19 protein-coding genes and 1 tRNA gene are annotated in these 23,626 nt (G+C 53.6%); 12 read left to right on the forward strand and 8 right to left on the reverse strand.

Translation table 11 applies throughout. The features are described from left to right. The first annotated feature begins 28 nt into the window (after positions 1-28). The 5 genes from HOJ08_06035 to msrP all read left to right on the forward strand — a co-directional run bounded on the left by HOJ08_06035 (position 29) and on the right by msrP (position 4,005). Complete coding sequence (locus HOJ08_06035) at positions 29-712, forward strand: cupin domain-containing protein (GenBank protein MBT5672993.1); 684 nt, start codon at positions 29-31, stop codon at positions 710-712. Between the two features lie 128 nt (positions 713-840). Next, complete coding sequence (locus HOJ08_06040) at positions 841-2,055, forward strand: pyridoxal phosphate-dependent aminotransferase (protein MBT5672994.1); 1,215 nt, start codon at positions 841-843, stop codon at positions 2,053-2,055. A gap of 189 nt (positions 2,056-2,244) precedes the next feature. Further along, on the forward strand, positions 2,245-2,700 hold the full coding sequence (locus HOJ08_06045; protein MBT5672995.1) for a hypothetical protein: 456 nt from the start codon (positions 2,245-2,247) through the stop codon (positions 2,698-2,700). A 28-nt stretch (positions 2,701-2,728) separates the two neighbouring features. Continuing rightward, a complete protein-coding gene (locus tag HOJ08_06050; protein MBT5672996.1) occupies positions 2,729-2,899 on the forward strand; it encodes a rubredoxin in 171 nt (56 codons plus the stop codon). 110 nt (positions 2,900-3,009) lie between these two features. Continuing rightward, a complete protein-coding gene (msrP, locus tag HOJ08_06055) occupies positions 3,010-4,005 on the forward strand; it encodes a protein-methionine-sulfoxide reductase catalytic subunit MsrP (protein ID MBT5672997.1) in 996 nt (331 codons plus the stop codon). A gap of 443 nt (positions 4,006-4,448) precedes the next feature. On the opposite strand, the gene HOJ08_06060 is transcribed toward msrP, so the two are convergent. Together HOJ08_06060 and trxB are read right to left on the reverse strand one after the other, a co-directional pair. Next, positions 4,449-5,339: a LysR family transcriptional regulator gene (locus HOJ08_06060; protein MBT5672998.1), complete on the reverse strand. Its 891-nt coding sequence runs from the start codon at positions 5,337-5,339 to the stop codon at positions 4,449-4,451. A 34-nt stretch (positions 5,340-5,373) separates the two neighbouring features. Then, on the reverse strand, positions 5,374-6,354 hold the full coding sequence (trxB, locus tag HOJ08_06065) for a thioredoxin-disulfide reductase (protein ID MBT5672999.1): 981 nt from the start codon (positions 6,352-6,354) through the stop codon (positions 5,374-5,376). 181 nt (positions 6,355-6,535) lie between these two features. Between trxB and HOJ08_06070 the strand changes: the two genes are divergently transcribed. Then, positions 6,536-7,018 (forward strand): Lrp/AsnC family transcriptional regulator, encoded by a 483-nt coding sequence (locus HOJ08_06070; protein MBT5673000.1) that lies wholly within the window; start codon positions 6,536-6,538, stop codon positions 7,016-7,018. Between the two features lie 7 nt (positions 7,019-7,025). On the opposite strand, the gene greA is transcribed toward HOJ08_06070, so the two are convergent. From greA to carA, 3 genes are all read right to left on the reverse strand, one after another. Beyond that, positions 7,026-7,499 carry a transcription elongation factor GreA gene (gene greA / locus HOJ08_06075; protein ID MBT5673001.1) on the reverse strand — a complete coding sequence of 158 codons (474 nt, stop codon included), beginning with the start codon at positions 7,497-7,499 and terminating at the stop codon, positions 7,026-7,028. A 174-nt stretch (positions 7,500-7,673) separates the two neighbouring features. Continuing rightward, complete coding sequence (gene carB / locus HOJ08_06080) at positions 7,674-10,940, reverse strand: carbamoyl-phosphate synthase large subunit (GenBank protein MBT5673002.1); 3,267 nt, start codon at positions 10,938-10,940, stop codon at positions 7,674-7,676. A 3-nt stretch (positions 10,941-10,943) separates the two neighbouring features. After that, entirely contained in the window at positions 10,944-12,194 is a 1,251-nt protein-coding gene (carA, locus tag HOJ08_06085; GenBank protein MBT5673003.1) for a glutamine-hydrolyzing carbamoyl-phosphate synthase small subunit, read from the reverse strand. Between the two features lie 244 nt (positions 12,195-12,438). Between carA and HOJ08_06090 the strand changes: the two genes are divergently transcribed. The 3 genes from HOJ08_06090 to rpoD all read left to right on the forward strand — a co-directional run bounded on the left by HOJ08_06090 (position 12,439) and on the right by rpoD (position 17,467). After that, positions 12,439-12,903 (forward strand): GatB/YqeY domain-containing protein, encoded by a 465-nt coding sequence (locus tag HOJ08_06090; protein ID MBT5673004.1) that lies wholly within the window; start codon positions 12,439-12,441, stop codon positions 12,901-12,903. A gap of 172 nt (positions 12,904-13,075) precedes the next feature. Then, positions 13,076-14,992 (forward strand): DNA primase, encoded by a 1,917-nt coding sequence (locus tag HOJ08_06095; GenBank protein MBT5673005.1) that lies wholly within the window; start codon positions 13,076-13,078, stop codon positions 14,990-14,992. A 174-nt stretch (positions 14,993-15,166) separates the two neighbouring features. Beyond that, positions 15,167-17,467 carry an RNA polymerase sigma factor RpoD gene (gene rpoD / locus HOJ08_06100; protein ID MBT5673006.1) on the forward strand — a complete coding sequence of 767 codons (2,301 nt, stop codon included), beginning with the start codon at positions 15,167-15,169 and terminating at the stop codon, positions 17,465-17,467. A 187-nt stretch (positions 17,468-17,654) separates the two neighbouring features. On the opposite strand, the gene HOJ08_06105 is transcribed toward rpoD, so the two are convergent. Together HOJ08_06105 and HOJ08_06110 are read right to left on the reverse strand one after the other, a co-directional pair. Beyond that, entirely contained in the window at positions 17,655-18,749 is a 1,095-nt protein-coding gene (locus HOJ08_06105) for a hypothetical protein (protein MBT5673007.1), read from the reverse strand. A 111-nt stretch (positions 18,750-18,860) separates the two neighbouring features. Next, positions 18,861-20,903: a tripartite tricarboxylate transporter permease gene (locus HOJ08_06110; protein MBT5673008.1), complete on the reverse strand. Its 2,043-nt coding sequence runs from the start codon at positions 20,901-20,903 to the stop codon at positions 18,861-18,863. A 230-nt stretch (positions 20,904-21,133) separates the two neighbouring features. Here HOJ08_06110 and HOJ08_06115 point away from each other — a divergent pair. The 3 genes from HOJ08_06115 (at position 21,134) to HOJ08_06125 (ending at position 22,880) form a co-directional block, all read left to right on the forward strand. Beyond that, positions 21,134-21,209, forward strand: a tRNA-Ile gene (locus tag HOJ08_06115). Between the two features lie 26 nt (positions 21,210-21,235). Beyond that, on the forward strand, positions 21,236-21,688 hold the full coding sequence (locus tag HOJ08_06120) for a VOC family protein (protein ID MBT5673009.1): 453 nt from the start codon (positions 21,236-21,238) through the stop codon (positions 21,686-21,688). 64 nt (positions 21,689-21,752) lie between these two features. Beyond that, positions 21,753-22,880 carry a 5-methyltetrahydropteroyltriglutamate--homocysteine S-methyltransferase gene (locus tag HOJ08_06125; protein ID MBT5673010.1) on the forward strand — a complete coding sequence of 376 codons (1,128 nt, stop codon included), beginning with the start codon at positions 21,753-21,755 and terminating at the stop codon, positions 22,878-22,880. Between the two features lie 18 nt (positions 22,881-22,898). On the opposite strand, the gene HOJ08_06130 is transcribed toward HOJ08_06125, so the two are convergent. Continuing rightward, on the reverse strand, positions 22,899-23,573 hold the full coding sequence (locus tag HOJ08_06130) for a hypothetical protein (protein MBT5673011.1): 675 nt from the start codon (positions 23,571-23,573) through the stop codon (positions 22,899-22,901). Between the last annotated feature and the right edge of the window lie 53 nt (positions 23,574-23,626).

Below are 23,626 nucleotides of genomic sequence, written 5' to 3' on the forward strand. Positions count from 1 at the left end.
TTGAATACTAGATCCGCGGAGCCACACCATGATTTTGATCAGGGCTGCAAAAGATAGAGGGGAAACCCGGCTGGACTGGCTGGAAAGTCACCACAGCTTTTCCTTTGCCGATTATCAAGACCCAGCGCATGTCGATTTTGGCCCACTTCGGGTGATCAACGAAGATCATATTGCCCCTGGCGGAGGTTTCAGGCCCCACGATCACCGGGATATGGAAATCATCACCTATATGATTGATGGCGCCTTGGCCCATGAAGACAGCATGGGCAATCGCTTTACGATCAAGGCCGGTGAGGTTCAGGCCATGACAGCAGGGTTGGGCATCAGCCATTCAGAAGTTAATGCATCCCAAACAGACCCGGCGCATCTGTTGCAAATCTGGCTTCATCCTGATCGCGAAGGCTACGCTCCGGCCTATCACCAGCGTGCATTCGGCGCGGATGAAAAATATGGGCGGTTTTGCCCCATTGCCGCTGGCCCAGATATGGAGGGCCGGGAAGATGCGGTTGTGATTCAGGGCAATGCAATCCTATACGGGGCCATCCTTGGGGCCGGAGAAACGCTGGATTATGCTCCCAAACCGGGACGCCGGATCTGGGTCCAGGGGGTGGCCGGCGATATGGCTGTAAATGGCACCAAACTGGGGGCTTCCGACGGTGCGGGGATCACAGATTTGGCGCAACTGGTGTTCGACAGCAAGAAAGGTTGCTAATTCCTTCTTTTTGACCTTGATTAAGGCCCGTTCCCGGTTGTATGGCATAGACTATGTTTACGTTGATTTTTTTCGGGCCACGACCACGAACCATTACCATCCACCACCACGCCTGCGGGACACCTTAAATGACCATCCCTGAACAGTTTCTTTCAGAAAAGCTTTCTGCCATTAAACCATCAGCCACCATGGCAGTGACAGCGCTTGCCGCTGAATTAAAGGCCGAAGGCCGGGACATTATCGGCCTTGGTGCCGGTGAGCCTGATTTTGATACGCCGGAAAATATCAAGGCGGCGGCCACGGCGGCCATGGCGCGTGGGGATACAAAATACACCAAGGTGGATGGCACGCCCGAATTGCGTGAAGCCATTGTTGATAAATTCAAGCGCGAAAATGGCCTTGATTACACCGCCGATCAGGTCACGGTTGCCTGTGGGGGCAAGCACATCATCTTCAACACCATGATGGCGACCCTGAATGCCGGTGATGAGGTTATTATTCCAGCCCCCTATTGGGTGAGCTATCCCGACATCGTGTTATTTTCTGGTGGTACGCCTGTGATCATCGAGGCCCCGCTTTCCCAATCATTCAAGATCACACCGGAACAACTGGATCGGGCGATCACGCCTAAAACCAAATGGGTTTTGCTGAATTCGCCGTCCAATCCGACAGGGGCGGCCTATTCCCGCGATGAACTGAAGGCACTGGCCGATGTCTTGATGCAGCATCCCCATGTCTGGATCATGACCGATGATATTTACGAACATATCATCTATGACGATTTTAAATTCGCGACCATCGCAGAGGTTGAACCAAACCTGATGGATCGTACCTTGACCATGAACGGGGTATCGAAAGCCTATGCCATGACCGGTTGGCGCATTGGGTATGCGGCGGGTGCGAAAGAATTGATCAAGGCCATGGCGAAAATCCAGTCCCAGTCCACATCCAGTCCATGCTCTATTTCTCAGGCGGCATCGGTTGAGGCATTGACCGGCCCACAGGATTTTATCCCTGTCCGGGTTGCTGCCTTCAAGGAACGCCGTGACCGGGTGGTTGACCTGCTTAATACTGCACCGGGCATCACGTGTTCTAAACCGGAAGGCGCGTTTTATGTCTATCCCGGCTGTGATGGGTTGATCGGCAAGACCACTGATGCGGGCAAGATTTTGGAAAATGATGGCGATGTGGTGACCTGGCTTTTGGAAACCGAAGGGGTTGCCGTGGTCCAGGGGGCAGCCTTTGGGCTGTCACCGTGTTTCCGCATTTCTTATGCGACTTCTTTGGAAGTTCTGGAAGATGCCTGTTCGCGCATCGCACGGGCTTGTAAAAGCGTTTCTTAAAATAAGCCTTAAGTGACAGCTTTGCGGCACGCATTGTCCTCGATCGCCAAGCGGAAGCCCCAGCGGCACAATGAAGGACAGGGTTGTCGTTTCGGTGATTATGGTGCCGCCTCTTGCCTGATCATCGGGAATGGTTTAATTCTGCGCACATGAAAATCAATGAACGCTAGAATTTGAAGAGGAAACCCCATGTCTGTCAGTGAAGTTGAAGACGTTGCAGCAGCAACGCGTTGCACCACGTTTAAGTACGAAAAGCCTGAAAACCTGCCTGGCGACAAGATGATCGTCCAGCTTGCTGGCAGCGATGTCATTCGCGGGCGTGTTCAGGTTGTGCGCAGGGGCGGGGAAAACAACCTGCATTCCCATGATGGCATGGACGGTTTCTGGATGACCTTGAAAGGCCGGGTGCGTTTTTATGGTGTTAACGACGAGATCATTGGCGAATTTGGCCCAATGGAAGGCATCCTGATCCCCAGTGGCGTTCAGTATTGGTTTGAAAGTGCCGATGAAAGCCAGGACCTGGAGCTTCTCCAGATGGCTGGTTTTGAAAAAGGCACCAATCTGCGCCGCGTTGATGCGGCCCCCCAAAAGCTTGATCCCAATAATGTAGAAGTGATTGCCGCGGACAAGGCTCCCAACGCTTAAATAGACGTTCTATAAAAAGGATAGAGCCATGCAGAAATATATTTGTGGTGATTGCGATTATATCTACGACCCTGCAAAAGGGGACCCGACCCAAAAGATTGCGCCGGGGACATCCTTTGATGACCTGCCCGATACCTGGGAATGCCCGGAATGTGGTGTCGGCAAAGAAGAATTCTATCCGATCATCGAAAGCAATTAATCAAAACCCCGTGACAGTGTGTCTTTGGCGCATTGTCACGGGTGTTCACAAAACTGTGCATTGCAGTAAAGGGTGAAACCCGTATCCTCCCTATAACGGAGGATTTGACCATGCACATCATCAAGAAGCCGGGCTGGGCGCTGCCTGAAAGCGCTGTTACACCAGAACATATTTACAATGACCGTCGTCAATTGCTGAAGGGTTTGGCCGCCGGGCCGATTTTGGCAGCGACGGCACCGCTGTTGGTGGCCTGTGATGGTGGTGATGACGGTGCCAATGCCAAGGCAGCCGATATCAAAGACCCAACGGCGGGCCTGTATCCTGTGAGCCGGAATTTGCGCTACCGGGTGGACCGCAAGATGACGGCGGAATCTGATGCCATCGAATACAATAATTTTTATGAATTTGGGTCCCATAAATCTATTTTCAAAGCAGCCCAAAAACTTCCCATTCGCCCCTGGACCATCCGCATTGATGGCATGGTGGATAAGCCGTTCGACATCGATATCGACGGGTTGTTGAAAAAAATGCAACTGGAAGAACGGGTCTATCGCTTCCGCTGCGTCGAAGCCTGGGCCATGACCGTGCCGTGGTCTGGCTTTCCGTTAAAAGCATTGGTGGATTTGGCGAAGCCAATGTCGGGGGCAAAATACCTGCGCATGGAAACGTTCAAGAACCCTGATATTGCGCCGGGCCAAAAACAGCATTGGTATCCCTGGCCCTATATCGAAGGCCTGACCATGGCTGAGGCCCGCAATGAAATGGCCTTTATTGCCACCGGGCTTTATGGAAAGCCGATCCCCAAACAAAACGGGGCACCGTTGCGTCTTGTGGTGCCATGGAAATACGGGTTCAAGAACATCAAATCCATTACCCGCATCAGCTTCACCGATAAACGTCCCAAAACGTTCTGGGAAGAAATTCAGGCATCGGAATATGGGTTCTGGGCCAACGTTAATCCCGAAGTTCCTCATGCCAGATGGAGCCAGGCCACAGAAAAACTGCTGGGTGAAGGCATCCGTGTGCCAACCAAAATGTTCAATGGTTACGAAGAATTTGTCGCCAGCCTGTACAAGGACAAAGCGGGCGAAGACCTTTATAAATAGTTCGGCACTTAAACCGCTCCCAAAAAATTCCGTATTTTCTGGGGCTGCAGCAGTCCAACAAAAGTTGTTTCGGATTGAATTTCTGGACCGGTATCCGGGATAAGGCATTGCGGGTCCCGTACATGTACAAGGCGGATAAAACACCTCAAATATTCGGGCAAATAATCCAAACAAAAAAAAGCCGGTTCCCGAAGGAACCGGCAAGTCTAACAGGGAGGCTTCACGTCTGGGAGACGTCGGACCTCACCAAATACGCGGGAGGCCCGTGATCCAGGCCTTAGCCTGGAAACGCTTTCGGCGGGATAGGGGTAAACCGCCGTAAGAACACCGTAAAAATAGGGTCTGGTGGTAAAACTTCCAGTGCCAATACAACAACATAGCCATGCACACAGTGCATGGCTATGTTTCGAGACAACCCATTGAAATATATATAAAATTAAGAGTTAGAACCGGGTTTCGCTGATTTTACCCAAGAGGAAATCACGGAAAACAGCGACTCGTTTGGATTGGCGCAGTTCTTCTGGATAGACAAAATAGCTGTCATAGGTCGGCCCTTCCAGTTCTGGCAGAATGCGGACCATGTTGCTGATTTGGCGGACGGTGTAATCGGGCAGGGCAGCAATGCCCACCCCCGATTGCACGGCGCGATAGATGCCGTAGATGTTGTTGACCTTCAAGGTGTTGTTGGGCGTGACGCCAGCTTTTTTGACGGCTTTTTCAAGCCAGTTAATGTGCGCCGTGGGTGGGTGAAGGGCTTCGCCGTAAACGACCAGGTTGTGATTGCTTAATTCTTCGATGCTTTGGGGCATGCCATGGGCCTGAAGGTATTCAGGTGCCGCATAGACATGGTTGTGCATGGCCATGAGGGGGCGGCGCACCAAATCCGGCTGGCGTGGGGTGTTGAGCCGGATGGCAACATCGGCTTCGCGCATGCCAATATTGATTTCTTCATCAGACAACAAAAGTGTCAGGGAAATATCGGGGTACAGATCGATGAATTCCTTGACCCTGGGGGTGAGCCAGATGGACCCCAGCGCCACGGTCGCGGTGACCTTCAAGGGCCCGCTTGGCCGGTCCGTTGATTCAGACAGCTTGTTTTGGGTATCGGCAATTTTATCCACCACTTCGCGGCTGGTGGCGAACAGCAATTCCCCCTGTTCTGTTAAGACCAAGCCCCGGGCATGGCGGTGGAACAGGACCACATCCAGATCATGTTCCAGCGCAGAGATTTGTCTGGATATGGCCGATTGGCTGAGGTTCAGCGTTTCCCCGGCATGGGTGAAACTGCCTGCCTGGGCGACGGCGTGGAAGATGCGAAGTTTGTCCCAGTCCATATCTCTCTTGCCTTCCCTCTTGGCCTTAAGCGTCCTATTCGGCCTCTGCCAAAAAGCGTTCTGCTTCCAGTGCTGCCATGCAACCGGTACCGGCGGCGGTTACGGCTTGGCGGAAAATTTTATCCTGAACATCCCCTGCGGCAAACACGCCGGGGATATTGGTTGCCGTGGAATTGGGTTTTGTAACCAGATAATGTTCATCATCCATGTCCAGAATCCCCTCAAAAAGGGATGTGTTGGGGGTATGGCCAATGGCAACGAACACCCCATCAAGATCAAGGGTGGATTGTTCGCCCGATTTTACATTTTTAAGCCGAACACCGGTTACCCCTAAAGGATCGGTGTCACCCAGAACCTCATCAAGCACGGTATCCCAAATAATCCGGACTTTCGGGTTCGCTTCCAGCCGGTCGATGAGAATTTGTTCGGCACGCAAACTGTCGCGCCGATGGATCAAGATGACTTCGTCGGCATGGTTGGTCAGATAGATGGCTTCTTCAACGGCCGTGTTGCCGCCGCCGATCACACAGACCTTTTTGCCACGGTAAAAGAACCCGTCACAGGTGGCGCAGGCAGAAACCCCAAAACCCTTGAATTTTTCTTCACTGTCCATCCCCAGCCAGCGTGCCTGCGCGCCGGTGGAAATGATGATCGAGTCTGCGGTGTAAATCTTCCCGGAATCACCCGTACAGATAAAGGGGCGTTTGGAAAAATCGACGCCCATGATGATGTCAGAGATGATCTCGGTGCCAACCTTATCGGCCTGGGCCTGCATCTGTTCCATCAACCATGGGCCCTGAATGGTTTCTGCAAAACCCGGATAATTCTCCACCTCAGTGGTGATGGTCATCTGGCCGCCGGGCTGGAGCCCTGCAACCATCATGGGTTTGAGGCTGGCCCGGGCGGTGTAGATGGCAGCCGTTAATCCGGCGGGGCCGGAGCCTAGGATCAGTACCTTTGAATGGGTGTCTTCACCTGTGTCTTCTGTGCTGGGTTCTGGTGTGTTTTCGGTCATGGATGACAATCACTAATTAAAAAATTAAGGATGCCCACACAATAGAAACGCCGCCATCCAAGGGCAAGGCGAATGGGGGCTTTGAAATAATATTACCCTGTATTCCTAAAAGGGGTAAACTTCGCCTCGGTTCCAAAGCATCTTTGGATCATCAAGAACATATAAGAAAACGGAGCGGGGCATGCAACGGGTAAGGCTGGACAGGATTGATCGCCAGATATTGGCGGATCTTCAGGAAGATGGCCGCATCACCAATGTGGATCTGGCCCGAAATGCCGGTATTTCCGCACCACCCTGCCTGCGTCGGGTTCGGGCTCTGGAAGAGGCGGGCTTTATTCAGGGGTATCATGGCAAACTGGATGCAGAATCCCTTGGCTTCAAGGAAATGTTTTTCGCCCTTGTCGGCCTGGATTCCCAGTCCCAGGAAGTCTTGTCGCTATTTGAAGAAGCGGTTTCCGATTGGCCGGAAGTCCGCGAATGTCACATGATTCGCGGCGGCGGGGATTTTCTGTTGAAAATGGTTGCCAGGGATAAACCCCACCGGGATTCCCTGACCATGCAGTTAACTTCTGCTGCCCATGTCGCCAAAGTTCAGACTCTGGAGACCATTCGCACCTCGAAGGATAACCCAGGCGTCCCTGTTAATACCGATGTGGATGAATAGCCGAAGCTTATTTGTATAGCAGCTTCAGGATTTCATAACCCTTGGAACCGCCGGGCGTGGTGAGTTCAATGGAATCACCAACTTCTTTGCTGATCAGTGCGCGGGCCAGTGGGGATGTGACGGATAAAAGCCCTGATCCAACGTCGGCTTCATCTTCGCCAACAATCTGGTAGGTGGATTCTTCATCCGTATCTTCATCGACAACGCTCACGGTGGCCCCAAAACGGATGATGACGCCCTTGATCTGGCTGGTGTCGATCACCTCAGCCCGCGACAGCTTGTCTTCCAGTTCAGCAATCCGGCCTTCAATGAAACTTTGTTTGTCCCGGGCGGCGTGATATTCAGCATTTTCTGAAAGATCGCCATGGGCGCGCGCTTCCTCAATGGCATCAACGACGTTCGGCCGCTCAACGCTTTTGAGATTTTTCAATTCTTTGACCAGGGTTTCGTGACCCCCCTCGGTCATGGGGACTCTATCCATAATATCTTCCGTCTTTATCTTGGACCCTTTGGGTGCATTCTAATGAAGCCCAAGGGTAAATAAAACATTCAAATTTTAGAACCTCAAATGGTTCGGCCTAAATCAAGAATAATGTGTTTGGTGGCGTGATGGTCGACCCCCATAAAATCAAAAACATGCTTAATAAAGGGTTAATTAAAGGCTATCTGGAAAATAGGACTGCAGGGGTCTGACTTCAAGGTCTCCTGCTTTCAGTGCCGCTATTCCCAGAGTTGCCGCCAATGCACCGGCAACGGTGGTATAATACGGTATTTTGTGTGTAAGCGCATTACGACGAAGATCAAAGCTGTCGCGGATGGCTTCAGCACCCTCGGTGGTGTTGAAAACCAGCTGAATTTCGCCATTTTTCATGGCATCGACAATATGGGGCCGGCCTTCTAAAACCTTGTTGACGATGGCACATTCAAGGCCCGCGTCGCGTAAAACTTCAGCCGTGCCACGGGTAGCGATCAGTTTGAAGCCAAGGGCAATTAATTGTTGGCCGGGCTCTACCATGGCTGCTTTGTCGCGTTCTTTCACAGAAATAAAGGCCGTGCCGGAAACGGGCACTCGTGTGCCGCCGCCTAATTGTGATTTGGCAAAGGCCCGGTCAAAATCTGCATCAATCCCCATGGCCTCACCCGTGGATTTCATCTCCGGGCCTAAAATAATGTCGACGCCTGGGAACCGGGCAAAGGGAAAGACAGCTTCTTTGATGGCAACATGTTTGGGTTGTTTGCCATCGGCCAGAAAGGACTTGAGCTTGAAGGTGGAAAGTTTTTCCCCGGTCATGATCCGGGCTGCGATCTTGGCAATGGGGATGCCGGTGGCTTTGGCAACGAAGGGCACCGTGCGTGATGCTCTGGGGTTCACTTCCAGAATATAAACATCGCCATTTTTGACCGCGAACTGGATATTCATCAGCCCAACCACCTTGAGCGCGCGGGCCAGCTTTTCGGTCTGGGTGGAAATATCCTTGATCACCTTTTTTGAAAGGGACCGGGGCGGCAGGGAGCAGGCGGAATCACCGGAATGAACGCCGGCTTCTTCGATATGTTCCATAATGCCGGTAATGATCACATCTTTGCCATCGGCCAAGGCATCGACATCAACTTCGATGGCATCTTGAAGATAGCGATCCACCAAAACCGGGTTTTCCCCCGACGCCTGAACCGCAAAGGTCATATAGCGTTCAAGGTCCATTGGATTATGGATGATTTCCATGGCGCGCCCGCCTAAAACATAGGATGGGCGTAACAAAACGGGGTAGCCGATCCGGGCTGCAATCCGGGTGGCACCCTGGGTGGATGTGGCGATGCCATTTTCGGGCTGGCGCAGTTTTAAACGGCGCAACAATTGTTTGAAACGGTCGCGGTCTTCGGCAATGTCGATGGCATTTTGTGATGTCCCTAAAATGGGCACGCCGGCGGCTTCCAGCGCCTTCGCGAGCTTCAGGGGTGTTTGCCCCCCAAACTGAACGATGACGCCCAAGAAATTGCCTGAGGCCATTTCAGTGCGGATAATTTCCAGAACATCTTCTTCGGTCAGGGGTTCGAAATACAATCTGTCCGATGTGTCGTAATCGGTCGAAACGGTTTCCGGATTACAGTTGACCATGATCGATTCCAGCCCGGCATCTTTCATGGCATAGGCTGCATGGACGCAGCAGTAATCAAATTCGATGCCTTGTCCTATGCGGTTGGGGCCACCGCCTAAAATCATCACCTTGTCGCGGTCCGACACATCCGATTCATCCGCCCCCGGCACGATCCCGGACCCTTCATAGGTGGAATACATATAGGGGGTGAGCGATGGAAATTCTGCGGCGCAGGTATCAATGCGTTTGAAAACCGGATGCACCCGAAGCCGCCCACGGCGACGCGCAACCTCGGCCTCAGTCATGTCTGAAAGTTCTCCCAGACGGGCATCGGAAAAGCCCCGGGATTTAAGCCGTTGCAGGGGGCTTGCGCGTTTGGGCAGGCCGTTTTTGCGGATGTCTTTTTCGTCGTCGATCAATCCCTTGATGCGTTCCAGAAACCACGGATCGTAATGGCAGGCCAGATTGATCTCTTCGACGCTCAACCCTTCGCGGAAAGCCTGAGCAATGGTCAGAATTCGGTCATGGGTGGGGGTGGCCAATGCCTTGCGGATGGCGGCGTCCCGGTCTGCGCCATCGGCACCGGGAATGGCCAGCTCGTTAATGCCCGTCAGCCCGGTTTCAAGACCGCGCAGTGCCTTTTGAAAGGATTCCTCAAAGGTTCTGCCAATGGCCATGACCTCGCCCACGGATTTCATGGCTGTGGACAGGGTGTTGGGCGTGCCGGAAAACTTTTCAAACGTAAAGCGCGGGATTTTGGTGACCACATAATCAATGGTGGGTTCAAACGATGCCGGGGTGACGCCGGTAATGTCGTTGTCCAGTTCATCGAGGGTATAGCCCACCGCCAATTTGGCCGCGACCTTGGCAATGGGAAAGCCCGTGGCCTTGGATGCCAGCGCCGATGATCTGGAAACGCGCGGGTTCATCTCAATGATGATCAACCGCCCGGTTTTGGGATCAACGGCAAACTGGACGTTGGAGCCCCCGGTATCAACGCCAATTTCACGCAGCACCGCGATGGATGCGTTGCGCATGATCTGATATTCCTTGTCGGTCAATGTCAGCGCCGGTGCAACGGTGATGGAATCACCGGTATGGATGCCCATGGGGTCTACATTTTCGATGGAACAGATGATGATGCAGTTATCATTTTTGTCCCGGACCACCTCCATCTCAAATTCTTTCCAGCCAAGGATTGATTCTTCGATCAACACTTCGTTGGTGGGGGATGCATCGATGCCGCCGGCGACAATTTCAAAAAATTCATCGCGGTTATAGGCGATGCCCCCGCCGGTGCCGCCAAGGGTAAAGGAAGGCCGGATGATGGCGGGCAGGCCGATGATCTCCAGCCCTTCGCGGGCTTCTTCCATGTTATGGGCAAGATGCGCGTGGGCACATTCCAGCCCAATTTTTTCCATGGCCAGGCGGAACAGTTCGCGGTCTTCGGCTTTATCGATGCTTTCCTTGCGCGCACCGATCATTTCCACATTGTATTTGTCCAACACCCCACGCGATGCCAGCGTCAGGGCCGTGTTCAACCCGGTTTGCCCGCCCATGGTGGGCAACAGGGCATCGGGGCGTTCCTTGGCGATGATCTTTTCGACGATTTCCGGCGTGATGGGCTCAATATAGGTGGCATCGGCCAGATCGGGGTCTGTCATGATGGTGGCCGGATTGGAATTGACCAGAATAACGCGGTAACCCTCTTCCTTCAGGGCCTTACACGCCTGAGCGCCTGAATAATCAAACTCGCACGCTTGGCCAATCACAATCGGCCCGGCGCCAATGATCAAGATGCTCTTTATGTCCGTGCGTTTGGGCATGGGTTAGTTCTTTCCCATCAATTTGACGAAGCGGTCGAACAGGTGGTGGCTGTCTTCGGGGCCGGGGCTGGCTTCGGGGTGGTATTGGACGGAGAAAACCGGTTTGCCCCGAACTTTCAGCCCTTCCAAAGATTGATCGAACAGCGATATATGGGTGGCCTCAACCCCTTTGGGCAGGCTTTCCAGATCCACCTTGAATCCATGGTTTTGGGATGTAATCTCAACCCGTTTGGTCTTTAAATCCTGCACCGGATGGTTGGCACCCCGGTGGCCAATGGCCATTTTGGTGGTGGTGGCACCCAGGGCCCGGGCCAATAATTGATGGCCAAGGCAAATACCAAAGACCGGCACGGATGATTTCAAAATGTCTTGGATGATGGGCACGGCGTATGTCCCCGTGGCCGCAGGATCGCCCGGGCCATTGGACAGGAAAATGCCATCGGGTTTAAGTGCCAGAATTTTTTTGGCGGGCGTGTTTGCCGGAACCACGGTGACCTTGCAGCCAAGGGTGGCCAGACAGCGCAGGATGTTGTGCTTGGCTCCGAAATCAATGGCCACCACGTGGTGTTTTGGCTTTGTCTGTTTGGCATATCCTGCCTCAAGATCCCAGGCGGTCTCGGTCCAGCTATAGGATTTTTTACACGTGACCTCTTTTGCCAGATCCATGCCTTCAAGGCCGGGCCAATTGGCTGCTTTACGCGCCAGCGCTTCGATGTCGATCTTGCCTTTTGGGGCATATTGCAACGCACCATTGGGGGCCCCGCAATCGCGGATGCGGGCAGCCAAAGCGCGGGTATCAATGCCTGAAATGCCCGGCATCTTGTTCTTTGCCAGCCAGGCTTGCAGGGGCTGGCTTGACCGCCAGCTGGAAGGTTCTGTGATGTCTGCGCGGACAATCATGGCGCGCGCCGCCGGTGTGGTGGTTTCGATGTCTTCTGCGTTGGTGCCGACATTGCCAATATGGGGAAAGGTGAAGGTGATGATTTGTCCCGCATAGGATGGGTCGGTCAGGATTTCCTGATAGCCGGTGATAGAAGTGTTGAAACACACCTCAGCTACGGTCTGACCCGCAGCCCCAAAGCCCCGGCCCCAAAACGTGGTGCCATCGGCCAGAACCAGCGCAGCGTTATCGTCTGGTGCCCGGGTTTTCAGGGCCCTGTTGATATTGGCTTTGATGGTTTTAGAAGAAGCAGAAACCACGGCCCCCTTGCGCGCAATGCGCCGATTAGAGGGCGTCGAAGTGGCTTGCGCCATGGGGCATTTGTCCCTTGAGGGAAGTTTCCGATGGCCCGGATTGGGACACCGCATGATCGGGATGTTAGATAAGCAATCCAGCCCCGGGCGTCAAGGGGGAAGGGGCAAAACAGGGCTAAAATTTTTTATTATTTTTTTATTATTTTTCTGTTGTTTTTCAATGGCTTGTCATTTCTCTTGCCGTTGCCATTTTTTGGCAGTTTGTGGTAGTCTCCCGCCTTTCCCACAATGAATGGAACATTCCATGCTGCGCCAAACCATCAACGAGGCGTTGAAGACGGCCATGAAAGCAAAAGAGAAGCGGACAATTTCGACGCTTCGGCTGATTATGGCGGCCCTCAAGGATCGTGATATTGCTGCCCGCGGTGCTGGCGGAAATGATACTGGCATCGAAGAAGATGCCATTTTGGAAATGCTGCAAAAAATGATCAAGCAGCGCCACGATTCCATTGAACAATATACAAAGGGCAATCGCCCGGATCTGGTGACCCAGGAAAGCGAAGAAATTGATATCATCAATCGCTTCCTGCCCACGCAAATGGGCGCGGATGAAATGGCCGCCGCCCTTGACGAAGTGATTTCAGGGCTGGGCGCATCGTCGATCAAAGACATGGGCAAGGTCATGGCTGCTTTGAAAGAAAAGTTTGCGGGCCGCATGGATTTTGGCAAGGCCTCAGGGCTTGTTAAAGCCCGGTTGAGCGCAGGCTAAGGCCTTTTTGGGGCGGTTCCCCATATTCCCCTTATTAAGAGTTATCCCCACTGGAATTTCTTTTCCACAAGCTGGGCAATTGCCCCCGACCTAGCCTCGGGCTAAACTTGCTTATCATTAATCAAAAGAACATCTGCCTTGCGGGCTGTTCTATGATGGGCATATTCACGTTATGAGCTTTACGCCGCGTTTCCTTGATGAAATCCGCGCCCGGATTGGGCTTGCGGAGCGAATTTCGCGCAAGGTAAAGCTGGTGAAGCGAGGCCGTGAATATTCAGGCCTTTGTCCGTTTCATAATGAAAAATCACCGTCTTTCACCGTCAACGAAGACAAGGGCTTTTATCATTGCTTTGGCTGTGGTGCCCATGGCGATGTGATCGGGTTCGTCATGCACACGGATAATTTATCCTTCCCCGAAGCGGTGGAACGATTGGCCGATGATGCGGGAATAGAAGTCCCCGTCACCAGCCCCGAAGAACGCCAACGCGCCGAAGTGGCTGTGTCGCTTTACAGCGTGACTGAAAAGGCCTGTGCCTGGTTCGAAAGTGAATTGAGAGGCCCCCGTGGCGGGGCTGCGCGCAAGTACCTGCTAGAACGTGGCCTGGATGGGGAAACCGTTGCCAGATTCCGCATTGGCTTTGCCCCCGATTCCAGAGATGCGTTAAAGACGGCCCTAGTGGGCAGTGGCGTCACGGAATCGCTTTTGGTGACATCCGGTCTTTTGATCCAGCCCGATGAAGGGCGTTCCAGTTATGATCGTTTCCGGGGCCGGGTGATTTTTCCCATCTTTGACCGGCGCGGGCGTCCGGTGGCATTTGGGGGGCGTATTTTAGGCGATGGGACCCCTAAATATCTGAATTCTCCTGAAACGCCCCTGTTCCAGAAAGGCAACCTTCTCTATGGCTGGTCCCATGCGCTAAAGGGTGCCCGGGAAACCGGAAATCTGGCCGTAACGGAAGGCTATATGGATGTTATTGCGCTGATCCGCGCAGGCATTCCTGCCATGGCACCCCTTGGCACGGCGCTCACGGAAGCACAGATTGTGTCGCTGTGGCGGGTGGTTGATGAACCGGTGTTGTGTTTCGATGGGGATGCGGCGGGCCAAAGGGCCAGCTTGCGCGCCGCCGAACGGGCGCTGCCCCTGTTAAAGCCTGGATCAAGTTTCCGTTTTGTCACCCTGCCCCCAGGCGAAGACCCAGACAGTCTGGTCAAAAGCCGTGGGGGTCGCGGCATTGAAGCCCTGATGGAAACGGCCAAGCCTTTGGCTGAGGTGATCTGGGGCATGGAAACAATGGGCAAACCCATCGACACGCCGGAACGCCGGGCCTTGGTGGAAAAAAATCTGATGGCCCGTGCCCGGTCCATCGAAGACCAACAGGTGCAGGAATACTATGTGCAACATTTCCGCAAACAGTTGCGCGATGCGTTTTCTGATTTTACCCCGGTCAAGGGGGCGCGCCGGCCCAACATGAATGCGTCTCGTCTGTCCCGACTGGCCAGCGATCCTTTGATCGGTACTGAAGAAGGCCGGGCCGAGGCACGGGAACGGGTTTTGGTGGCAACGGTGTTGAACCATCCAGCGCTGCTGGGTGAGGTTGCGGAAGACTTCATCAGTGTGGATATCGGCAGCCATGAGCTGGATAGCCTGCGCCAGGCCATCTTGGATGTCGCGGCCACAGAAGATAATCAGGGTGCAGACGATCTGGATGCGGCCAAGCTGGCGCGGGGCTTGAGTGATCGCGGATTTGGTCGCGTTGTTGATGGATTGGGTGGCCAGGCACGGGTGCTGGATTGGTTCGCTCGCCCCAGTGCGGCCGTGGAAGATGCGTTGAAGGGATTTCAGAAAGCCCTCGAATTGCATCGCCATTTCAGCATTGGGCGGACTGAATTGACGGTTTGTGAGTCCGCTTTTGCGGAAAACCCCACCGAAGAAAACTGGCTGCGGCTGCAAAATCTCAAGAAAAGTATGGAATCTAACCTGATCGAAACCGAAGGGGACGAAGATTTTGGTCCTGCATCGGGGCGAAATGCGACCAGAACCGGGACCCAAAGCACCCCTTCGGCAAAAATTACGAGTGAAGATGGTTAACCCGATTGATAATTTGTGGGGTTGGGGGTCTTGAATAATAGAGGTTTAGGCCTTATCTATGCCTTGCCGTTGCGCTGGCCTAATTTTAGGCTGGCCGCGAACGGCTTGTCTGTGTCCATTCTGTCTCCGTTAAAGCGCGAGATTCTGGCACATCGAAGCGGGGTAAATTGATCAATGGCGACTAAATTACAGCAAAAGTCCAAATCCAAGGCCAAGCCAAAGCCTGTGCTGAAGGCAAAACCAAAGCCTGCATTGAAGGCCAAGCCAGCACCCAAGGCAAAATCAAAGCCCGCGCTGAAGGCAAAACCAGAGCCAAAGGTAAAAGCCAAGGTAAAGGCAACGGCAACGGCCAAACCAGCACCCAAAGCGAAATCAAAAGCTGCGCTGAAAACGAAGCCAAAAGCCAAGGCCAAAGTAAAGGCAGACCAGAAGTCGGCCCCGAAGAAAAAATCTGAAGTAGTAGAAGAATCGTCAGAAGAGAATGCTACAGAAGGTCCCGTCATTGATGCCCTTGGCGCGACCATCAAGAAAATTCTGGCCAAGGGAAAAGAACGCGGTTTTGTCACCTGTGATGAACTGAACGAAGCCCTGCCCCAAGACCAGTTTACGTCTGAACAAATTGAAGACCTGATGGCGCAGCTCAATGAAATGGGCGTGAGCGTTGTAGAGAACGAAGAGACCGAAGATGGTTCTTCCCCTGCAGCTGCCGGAAGCCCCGATGCAGGAAAGGCACCTGCGACAAAAACCACGACGCGATCCGATGACGAATATGGCCGCACCGATGATCCTGTTCGCATGTATCTGCGCGAAATGGGCTCTGTTGAGCTTCTGTCGCGTGAAGGCGAAATTGAAATTGCCAAGCGTATAGAGGCCGGCCGTGAAGAAATGATTGGCGGCATCTGTGAAAGCCCGCTGACCCTTGCTGCACTGACCGAATGGCGCGACGCGTTAAAGAGCGAAGACCTTTTGCTGCGCGACATCATTGATCTTGATGCCACCTATGGCGGCGGACCCGGCCAAACCGCACAGAATCAGAACAACCCGAACAATCCGAATAACCCGAACCATCCGAACCATCCGAACAATCCGAACAACCAGAAGAATGGCGCGGCACAGCCCAATGGCGCGGCCCAGCCAAACGGCGCGGCGGCCCCTGGTGCTGCAGCCAATAAAGACGATGACGACGAAGAAGATGATGCCGAAGTAAACCTTTCGCTTGCCGTCATGGAAGAGCGGCTTAAGCCAAAGGTTCTGAAAAATCTGGATGATATTGCCAAGACCTTTAAACGGCTGAAAACCCATCAAGATAAAAGGATGGAAATCGTCCGCAAGGGTCAATCTCTGCCCCCTGCCATCGAAAAACGTTATGAAAAGCTGACCCGCGAACTGATCGACCTGATGGAAGGTGTCCATCTTAACAATGGTCGCATTGAACAGTTGATGGATGAATTGTATGGCCTAAACCGCCGTATGGTGGGGCTGGAAGGTCGCCTTTTGCGTCTGGCGCTTAAGCAGAAGATCAGCCGGGAAAGCTTTTTGGAAAAATATTCAGGCGCTGAAGTCGATCCCAACTGGCTGCGCCGGGTATCCAAGCTCAAGGAAAAGGGCTGGAAGGCATTTGCCGAAAAGCACAAAGATGAGATCAAGGAAATCCGTGGCGATATCGTGGTGATCACCGAGCGTTCCATGCTGGATGTTGATGAGTTCAAGCGCATCGTCCACCGGGTCCAGCGTGGCGAGCGTGAAGCGGCGCGCGCCAAGAAGGAAATGGTCGAAGCCAACCTGCGGCTGGTTATTTCCATCGCCAAAAAATATACCAATCGTGGCCTGCAATTCCTGGATCTGATTCAGGAAGGCAACATTGGCCTGATGAAGGCGGTGGATAAATTTGAATATCGCCGGGGTTATAAATTCTCCACCTATGCGACGTGGTGGATCAGGCAGGCCATTACCCGTTCCATTGCCGATCAGGCCCGGACCATTCGTATCCCTGTCCACATGATTGAGACCATCAACAAGCTGGTTCGGACCTCGCGCCAGATGCTCCATGAATTTGGTCGTGAAGCAACGCCGGAAGAATTGGCAGAACGTCTTGGCATGCCTTTGGAAAAAGTGCGTAAGGTTCTGAAAATTGCCAAGGAACCCATCAGTCTGGAAACCCCCATTGGCGATGAAGAAGACAGCCATCTTGGCGACTTTATCGAAGATAAAAATGCCATCCTTCCCGTAGAAGCGGCGATCCAGTCCAATCTCAGGGAAACCACCACCCGGGTTTTGGCATCCTTGACGCCGCGCGAAGAACGCGTGCTGCGGATGCGCTTTGGCATCGGCATGAACACAGATCATACGTTGGAAGAAGTGGGCCAGCAGTTCTCGGTTACTCGTGAACGTATCCGCCAGATCGAAGCCAAGGCATTGCGCAAATTGAAACACCCCTCGCGCTCACGGCTTTTGCGGTCCTTCCTGGATACCTAAAACACTGCATTTCAGACACGAAAAAACGGTGCAATTTTGGTTGCACCGTTTTTTTTGTGTTTCTGACGCCCTCCACCTTTGATCAAGGAAGGGCTCCAGCATTTCCGGTGCGGATGGCGGCAGACAGATCGTCCATCGCCACCCGCAGGGAATTTAAGGTATCAGCCCTGAATAAAAGGCTGAGACCTTATTTCTTTTTACGCTTTTTCTTTTTCTTGCACTTTTTAGAGACCTTTGGGTTGCACCGTCCTTTACGCGCGCGGAAGGCCTTTTCCGCCCGCTTTAGAATGGATTTTGGCGTTGCGTAAATTGCTGCCATGACGACCCCGATCCGTTCCCCATTTGAAGGAACGAGTTCCAGTTTCATTTTTTTGGCTTCGGCCAAAAACTTCGGGTCCTTGATGGTGGCCCCGAAAGCCGCACGCCATTCCTTTGTCCTTGTGCTGTTTGTGCCAGGCGGCAGAGCGAAGGCATTGGAAATCTCGAGGGGTTGGTACATGAACCGGATCAGTGCTTTGGCCTCGTCGTTGAGGGCAAGGTCTATGGCACGTGGGACGCCGGGAAGCATGGGATGGGCCCTGGGACCGATCTGGACCAGAAAACGAACGTATTTACTTGCAATCCAGTCTGGATGAACGGCCTGGAGGGATGCGTAACTGGCGCAGCGACCTGCGGTTTCGCCCCGTTCAATTGCAAGGTAGGTGCCGCCCGATCCCCGATAACCGGTGATTGGGTTGAACCGTGTGCCGATGGCGGCATTCAGGGCGAGTGGTGTTTTCGATGTGCCGGATCGTGCCCCGGTCGCGGCCATTTTTACGGCTTTGTCCCGTGCGTCCTGAACCGTCTTGAAACCGGAATCTGAACGAACGTAACAGGCCTGGATATTGCTCTGAAGGCTGCCGATCCAGACGAACTTTTGCATGTCGTAGTTATATTTGCGTTTTGGCCGCAGAAGGGGATCGGTAATCGGCCCCTGTGCCCAAGTGGCGAATTCAGTGCCATCATTTTTAGCCCGATTATACAGCGTCGTGACGGCGCCCATGCCACCGGCACCCGGTAAGTTGCGGGCTACGAATTCCGGGTTCCCTGGCAGATGCCGCATCACGTGACGCGCAAACGTGCGTCCATAGAGGTTAACGCCACCGGAAACGCCGCCGCCGATCCAGAGCGTCAGGGTTTTTCCTTTGAAAAATGGAGCAGCCTGTGCCGGGCTGCCAGCGAGGCTTCCGAGGGCAACGGCAACAGCCAGCCCGAAAGCGGCCACCTTGATTGTTTTAATCATCTTTCTTCTCCCGTTTGGTTGGTTTAATTTTTTTATATGCGGTTCAATTTCTGTTTCATAGTCCGTTGGCCGGGTACAGGTGTCAATCCCGATGGTCGTTCGGGGGTTTGCCTACATGGATGGAATGGTGTCATGGAGGATCGGGAACAGGTCGCCGAGGACGGTCGCTGGCCAGGGCAGCAGTAACAATTTTTCAAAGAGCAGGTATGAAAATACCGTCATCCCCGTCGCTAGAATAGCGACGAGCCGCCATGGCTCCCGCCCTTCAACCCGCATGTAGGCGATAACGAAAAGGGTTACCGTCGGGATCATGCCGATAAGGGCGACAAAAACCATGAAGCCCAGAAGCCATCCAAAGAAAGCCGCAGCCCGCTTCAGCATGTCACGCGTCGGCAGCCCCTGATCATCGGCTCTTGTATCAAGATGCAATTCTTTGCGGATTTTGGCACCGTCGTCTCCAACAGCATCGTCATCATCATTCCGGAACGTGTGGTTGAACAGGCTGATAGCCGAGAACAGCAGGGCCGAATAGAGAACGATCAGTGGGACAATTTTGGATAACGGGTCCCAGTCTCGGGTCAGCCAGAGAAGCCAGACGAACAGGCTGATATAAGCGGCGTAGAAAGCAGTTTGTATGTTGACCTTCGGGCGGCTCATATTTTTTAACATTGCACCAACGCCACTGGATGCTTTTACTTCGCGGATAAAAGGCCGGGCAATCCCAATAAGGGCCATGCCAAACAGAATGATCACGCCGGGACGCCACAGCCAGTCAAAGCCAAAGAGATCGACCGAAACGAACATATATCGCTCGACAATATCGCCAAGGACCACCCCCAGGATCAGCGGGGGTCGTGGCCAGGAAAGGCGTTTCATGATCCACCCCACAAGTCCGAAAATGAATACGGCGTAGAGATCGCCCCATTTTCGTGACCCCTGGAAGGCTGCAATGAAGACGATGGACAGGATCAGCGGCATCAACACCGAAAAACGGATCAGTGCCAGTTTGGCGAACTGGTCGGAAAACATAAAACAGATGCCGGCCCCAAGAATGTTCGCGAGCGCAACCGACCACACCATTGAATAGGTAAGGTCAAGATGCGTGGTCAGCATTTCCGGTCCGGGCTGTAGCCCGTGGATCATGAACGCCCCGAGCAGAATAGCCATCCCCGCAGAGCCGGGAACGCCGAATGCGATGGTCGGCACAAGCGCGCCGCCTTCCTTGGCATTGTTGGCGCCTTCTGACGATATGACGCCCCGGATATCGCCTGTGCCGAACGTTTCCGATCCGCCTTTTTCCGATTTTGCGCCATAGCCATAAGCGATCCAGTCCACAACAGGCCCGCCGAGACCAGGCACCGCGCCCAGCGCCGCACCCAGCCAAGCCACCCGAAGGACCAGCCACCAGTTTTTGAACGTATCCCTGACACCCTGCATCTGTCCCTTGCGGCTATCGACATGGGAATCCGAAGCGATGGATCGCCTCTGGATGGCCATGTCAGCAAGTTCAGGCAGGGCGAACAGGCCAAGCGAGATGGGGACAAGGGGGAACCCTTCAAAAAGGTAAAGGGTATCAAAGGACCAGCGCTGGTTCCCGGTCTGCGGATCGGTTCCAACAAAGGAAATCAGGAGTCCCAGCGCCGCTGCGCAAAGGCCGCGAAGCGGCGAGGACCCGGACAGGACCGCGACCATAGACAGGCCAAAAATGGCAAGCCCCAGCATTTCCGGAGACCCAAAAGACAGCATGACCGGTCGCAAGATGGGAATGCTGATGGCAAGAAGAAAAGCACCAAAAATGCCGCCAAGAAGGGACGCCGTATATGCCGCCCCGAAGGCCCGGCCGGCTTGGCCCTGTTTGGCGAGTGGGTGCCCATCAAGAATCGTTGCAGCAGATCCCGACGTCCCGGGGACCCCGAACAGGACTGCCGGGATTGTATCCGATGTGGTGGTTACCGAACCCATGCCCAACAGAAGTGCAAAGGCGGCATAGGTATCCATGCCAAATGTAAAGGGAAGCAGAATGGCGAGCCCGACAATGCCACCAAGGCCCGGGATCACGCCAAGAACAAGGCCTATAATAACGCCCAGAAAAAGGAAACCCAGTCGCATCGGGTCAGACATGATGACAACCGCATTCCCGGCCGCATCCAACATTTCAACAAGCATATTTACCACCCACGCGCCCGTTTACAGGGCAACTTTTGTTCTATTTTGACGGGGGCACATTTCTTCTGACCCCCTTGGCCCCAGAATGTCATGGTCCGGGGGGGGCTGGCAACCCACAACGCCTGCTTTAAACGGGACTGCTTTCGCCTCTGCGATTTATTTTGTGTGTTTGGCATCCCGCCCTTGGACGAAGGCGGGGAAATCGGGTAATTTGCGGTGGGCCCGTAGTTCAGTGGTTAGAACCCACCGCTCATAACGGTGTTGTCGCTGGTTCGAATCCAGCCGGGCCCACCATTTTTGCGCGATTAGGGGAAGAAAACATGGGCAAGGCAAAGGCGTTGGGCATTAATCACGTGGTTTTGGAAGTGGAAGACCTGGATGCGGCGCTGGAATTTTATGGCCGCATTTTTGATATTACCGCCCGGGATCGGGGCGACCACAATGTGTTCATGGATATGGGGGACCAGTTTATCCAGCTAACATTGAACAAACGCGACGGGGCGATCGATACCAAACGTCATTTCGGGTTTGTGGTGGATAACCGGGACGGCATTCGCGAAACGCTGGGTGAAATGGGGGTGGAAATCATTGGTGATCGCCTTAATTTCCGGGACCCATGGGGCAACCGGATCGAAGTTGTGGCCTATGACAATGTTCAGTTCACCAAGGTGGAACATGTGGCAAAAGCCATGGGCGTTGACGGGGTGCAAAAGAGCGAAGAAGTGCTGGGGGAACTGGCCCAAAAGAATATGGCACCAGACCAGCAGGCCTGATACATTCCGGCCTTCACAAGGACCAATGACGTCTCATTTACGCTAAATTCAGAAGGATTTTCACATGGCCAATGCGCCCCATAACCCCCCGTTTCGTGCCGAATTAATCGGCAGCTTGATCCGTCCCGATGCCATCAAGGCGGTGCGCAAGGCATTTGAAGCAGGTGAGACCGATGCTGCCAATATGCGCGACGTTGAAAGTGCTGAGATCAAGAAGGTTATTGCCTTGCAGGAAGAGCTGGGCTTCAAGGTGGTTAGCGATGGGGAATTGCGGCGTTATTCCTATTACGACAGTTTCACCACCCACGGCATTACAGGCATGCGTGAAGGCCCCGATATCCGTGGTAAATTTGCCTATCATGACAAGGGCGGTGATGTCATCGGACAGCGCGTTCCCCAGATTTATGACAAGGTAAGCTGGGCCGGACCGACCAATGTTTCCGATTATGAGTTTGCCGCATCCTGCACCAAATCGGCGATTGTTAAAATGACCGTTCCGGGGCCGGCGTATATCCATTTTCGTGCGGGCCGGGCCAATATTTCCGAAGACATCTATCCCAATCTGGATGATTACTGGTCAGATCTGGTCGGGGCCTATCATGGGGAAATCAAGTCTTTGTATGACGGGGGGTGCCGGTATTTCCAAATCGATGAAACCTCCATTGCCAAACTGGGTGACCCTGAAATTCGCGCTGGCTTGGCCGAACGCGGCGATGATTGGGAACAACTTCTGGATACCTATATTGAGGCCTGTAATGCAGTGGCCGATGGTGCCCCCGATGATATGGCCGTTGGCATCCATCTTTGCCGGGGCAATAAAGCAGGCCATTGGCAGGCAGCGGGTGGCTATGATGATGTTGCTGAAAAACTGTTCCGCAATCTTCGGATCAATACTTATTTTCTGGAATATGATTCCGAACGTGCCGGGTCATTTGCACCGTTGGCGGCGCTGCCCGATGACAAGACCGTGGTGATTGGCGCCATGACAACCAAATCAGCAGAGCTTGAAACCGCCGATGCCCTGAAAGCACGGATCAAGGAAGCGGCTGAATTTGTTGATCTTGATCGGCTCTGCATTTCACCCCAGTGCGGGTTCTCAAGCTCGGTCGAAGGGGTTATGAACGTCGAACAGCAGCGTGCCAAATTGACCCGCCTGATTGAAGTGGCCCGTGAACTTTGGTCCGATGCCTAAACCCGCATTCGGGATCGCCTAGAGCAAATACCGTACCCCGATGGGATAGCCCTTTTTTAGCGGGTCGCGGTAGTAGCTTGCGTGCAGGATGGTTCGGTTATCAAACACGCAAATTTCACCGCACCCTTCAGGGGCGCGCCATTTTTCTTCGACCATGATGTCACCAATTAAGGGTTCCACCGCTTCATTGGCAAACAGGTCGTAATGGGCCTTGGTCGGGCTATGGGCGCGCGTGCCTTCTCTGAGCGACTGGGCATAACAGACCGCATTGGCACACAACAGAGTGGTTGATGTCCTGGGTGCCTTATGGATGGGATCAAAGGGGTCGCGGCAAAAAAAGGAATAAACATTGTCACTGTCAGGGGGGCGGTCGTAATGAAATGCCAGAGACGGAAAAATATTTTTCTGTCCCTGGGCCCGTTCTTCGGATGAAAGATGGGTGTGTTTGAATAAAACCACGCCAAAGCGCGCGATCATATCCTTGATAGTGTCATGGAGAACCCAGTCAGCGTTATAGGCTGCGAGTTCCACTTCGTGATCGAATGAAACCAAAAGCCCAAAATGTTCAAACGGGCAAGTGATTCCGGCCCCCATTGCCGATGCGCCATAATGGGCTTCGATATTTTCTCGATAATTGGGAATCAGGATGCGCATGGTGACGGTAGCGCCATCGACAGACATGGTCTGCGGCATTAAGGGGGCTGTTTCAAGGATCGTCGGAGCGGGCGGTGTTAAAATCACAATTA

Source organism: Rhodospirillales bacterium (assembly GCA_018666775.1).
Lineage (GTDB): Bacteria > Pseudomonadota > Alphaproteobacteria > SMXQ01 > SMXQ01 > JABIXC01.

Coding starts and splice junctions, on each gene's coding strand:
- HOJ08_06095 (MBT5673005.1), top strand. CDS start 13,076: ATGAGCTTTACGCCGCGTTTCCTTGATGAAATCCGCGCCCGGATTGGG.
- HOJ08_06060 (MBT5672998.1), bottom strand. CDS start 5,339: ATGGACTGGGACAAACTTCGCATCTTCCACGCCGTCGCCCAGGCAGGC.
- msrP (MBT5672997.1), top strand. CDS start 3,010: ATGCACATCATCAAGAAGCCGGGCTGGGCGCTGCCTGAAAGCGCTGTT.
- greA (MBT5673001.1), bottom strand. CDS start 7,499: ATGGATAGAGTCCCCATGACCGAGGGGGGTCACGAAACCCTGGTCAAA.
- HOJ08_06105 (MBT5673007.1), bottom strand. CDS start 18,749: ATGATTAAAACAATCAAGGTGGCCGCTTTCGGGCTGGCTGTTGCCGTT.
- trxB (MBT5672999.1), bottom strand. CDS start 6,354: ATGACCGAAAACACACCAGAACCCAGCACAGAAGACACAGGTGAAGAC.
- HOJ08_06040 (MBT5672994.1), top strand. CDS start 841: ATGACCATCCCTGAACAGTTTCTTTCAGAAAAGCTTTCTGCCATTAAA.
- HOJ08_06035 (MBT5672993.1), top strand. CDS start 29: ATGATTTTGATCAGGGCTGCAAAAGATAGAGGGGAAACCCGGCTGGAC.
- rpoD (MBT5673006.1), top strand. CDS start 15,167: ATGGCGACTAAATTACAGCAAAAGTCCAAATCCAAGGCCAAGCCAAAG.
- HOJ08_06120 (MBT5673009.1), top strand. CDS start 21,236: ATGGGCAAGGCAAAGGCGTTGGGCATTAATCACGTGGTTTTGGAAGTG.
- HOJ08_06090 (MBT5673004.1), top strand. CDS start 12,439: ATGCTGCGCCAAACCATCAACGAGGCGTTGAAGACGGCCATGAAAGCA.
- HOJ08_06110 (MBT5673008.1), bottom strand. CDS start 20,903: ATGTTGGATGCGGCCGGGAATGCGGTTGTCATCATGTCTGACCCGATG.
- HOJ08_06070 (MBT5673000.1), top strand. CDS start 6,536: ATGCAACGGGTAAGGCTGGACAGGATTGATCGCCAGATATTGGCGGAT.
- carA (MBT5673003.1), bottom strand. CDS start 12,194: ATGGCGCAAGCCACTTCGACGCCCTCTAATCGGCGCATTGCGCGCAAG.
- HOJ08_06130 (MBT5673011.1), bottom strand. CDS start 23,573: ATGCCGCAGACCATGTCTGTCGATGGCGCTACCGTCACCATGCGCATC.
- carB (MBT5673002.1), bottom strand. CDS start 10,940: ATGCCCAAACGCACGGACATAAAGAGCATCTTGATCATTGGCGCCGGG.
- HOJ08_06050 (MBT5672996.1), top strand. CDS start 2,729: ATGCAGAAATATATTTGTGGTGATTGCGATTATATCTACGACCCTGCA.
- HOJ08_06045 (MBT5672995.1), top strand. CDS start 2,245: ATGTCTGTCAGTGAAGTTGAAGACGTTGCAGCAGCAACGCGTTGCACC.
- HOJ08_06125 (MBT5673010.1), top strand. CDS start 21,753: ATGGCCAATGCGCCCCATAACCCCCCGTTTCGTGCCGAATTAATCGGC.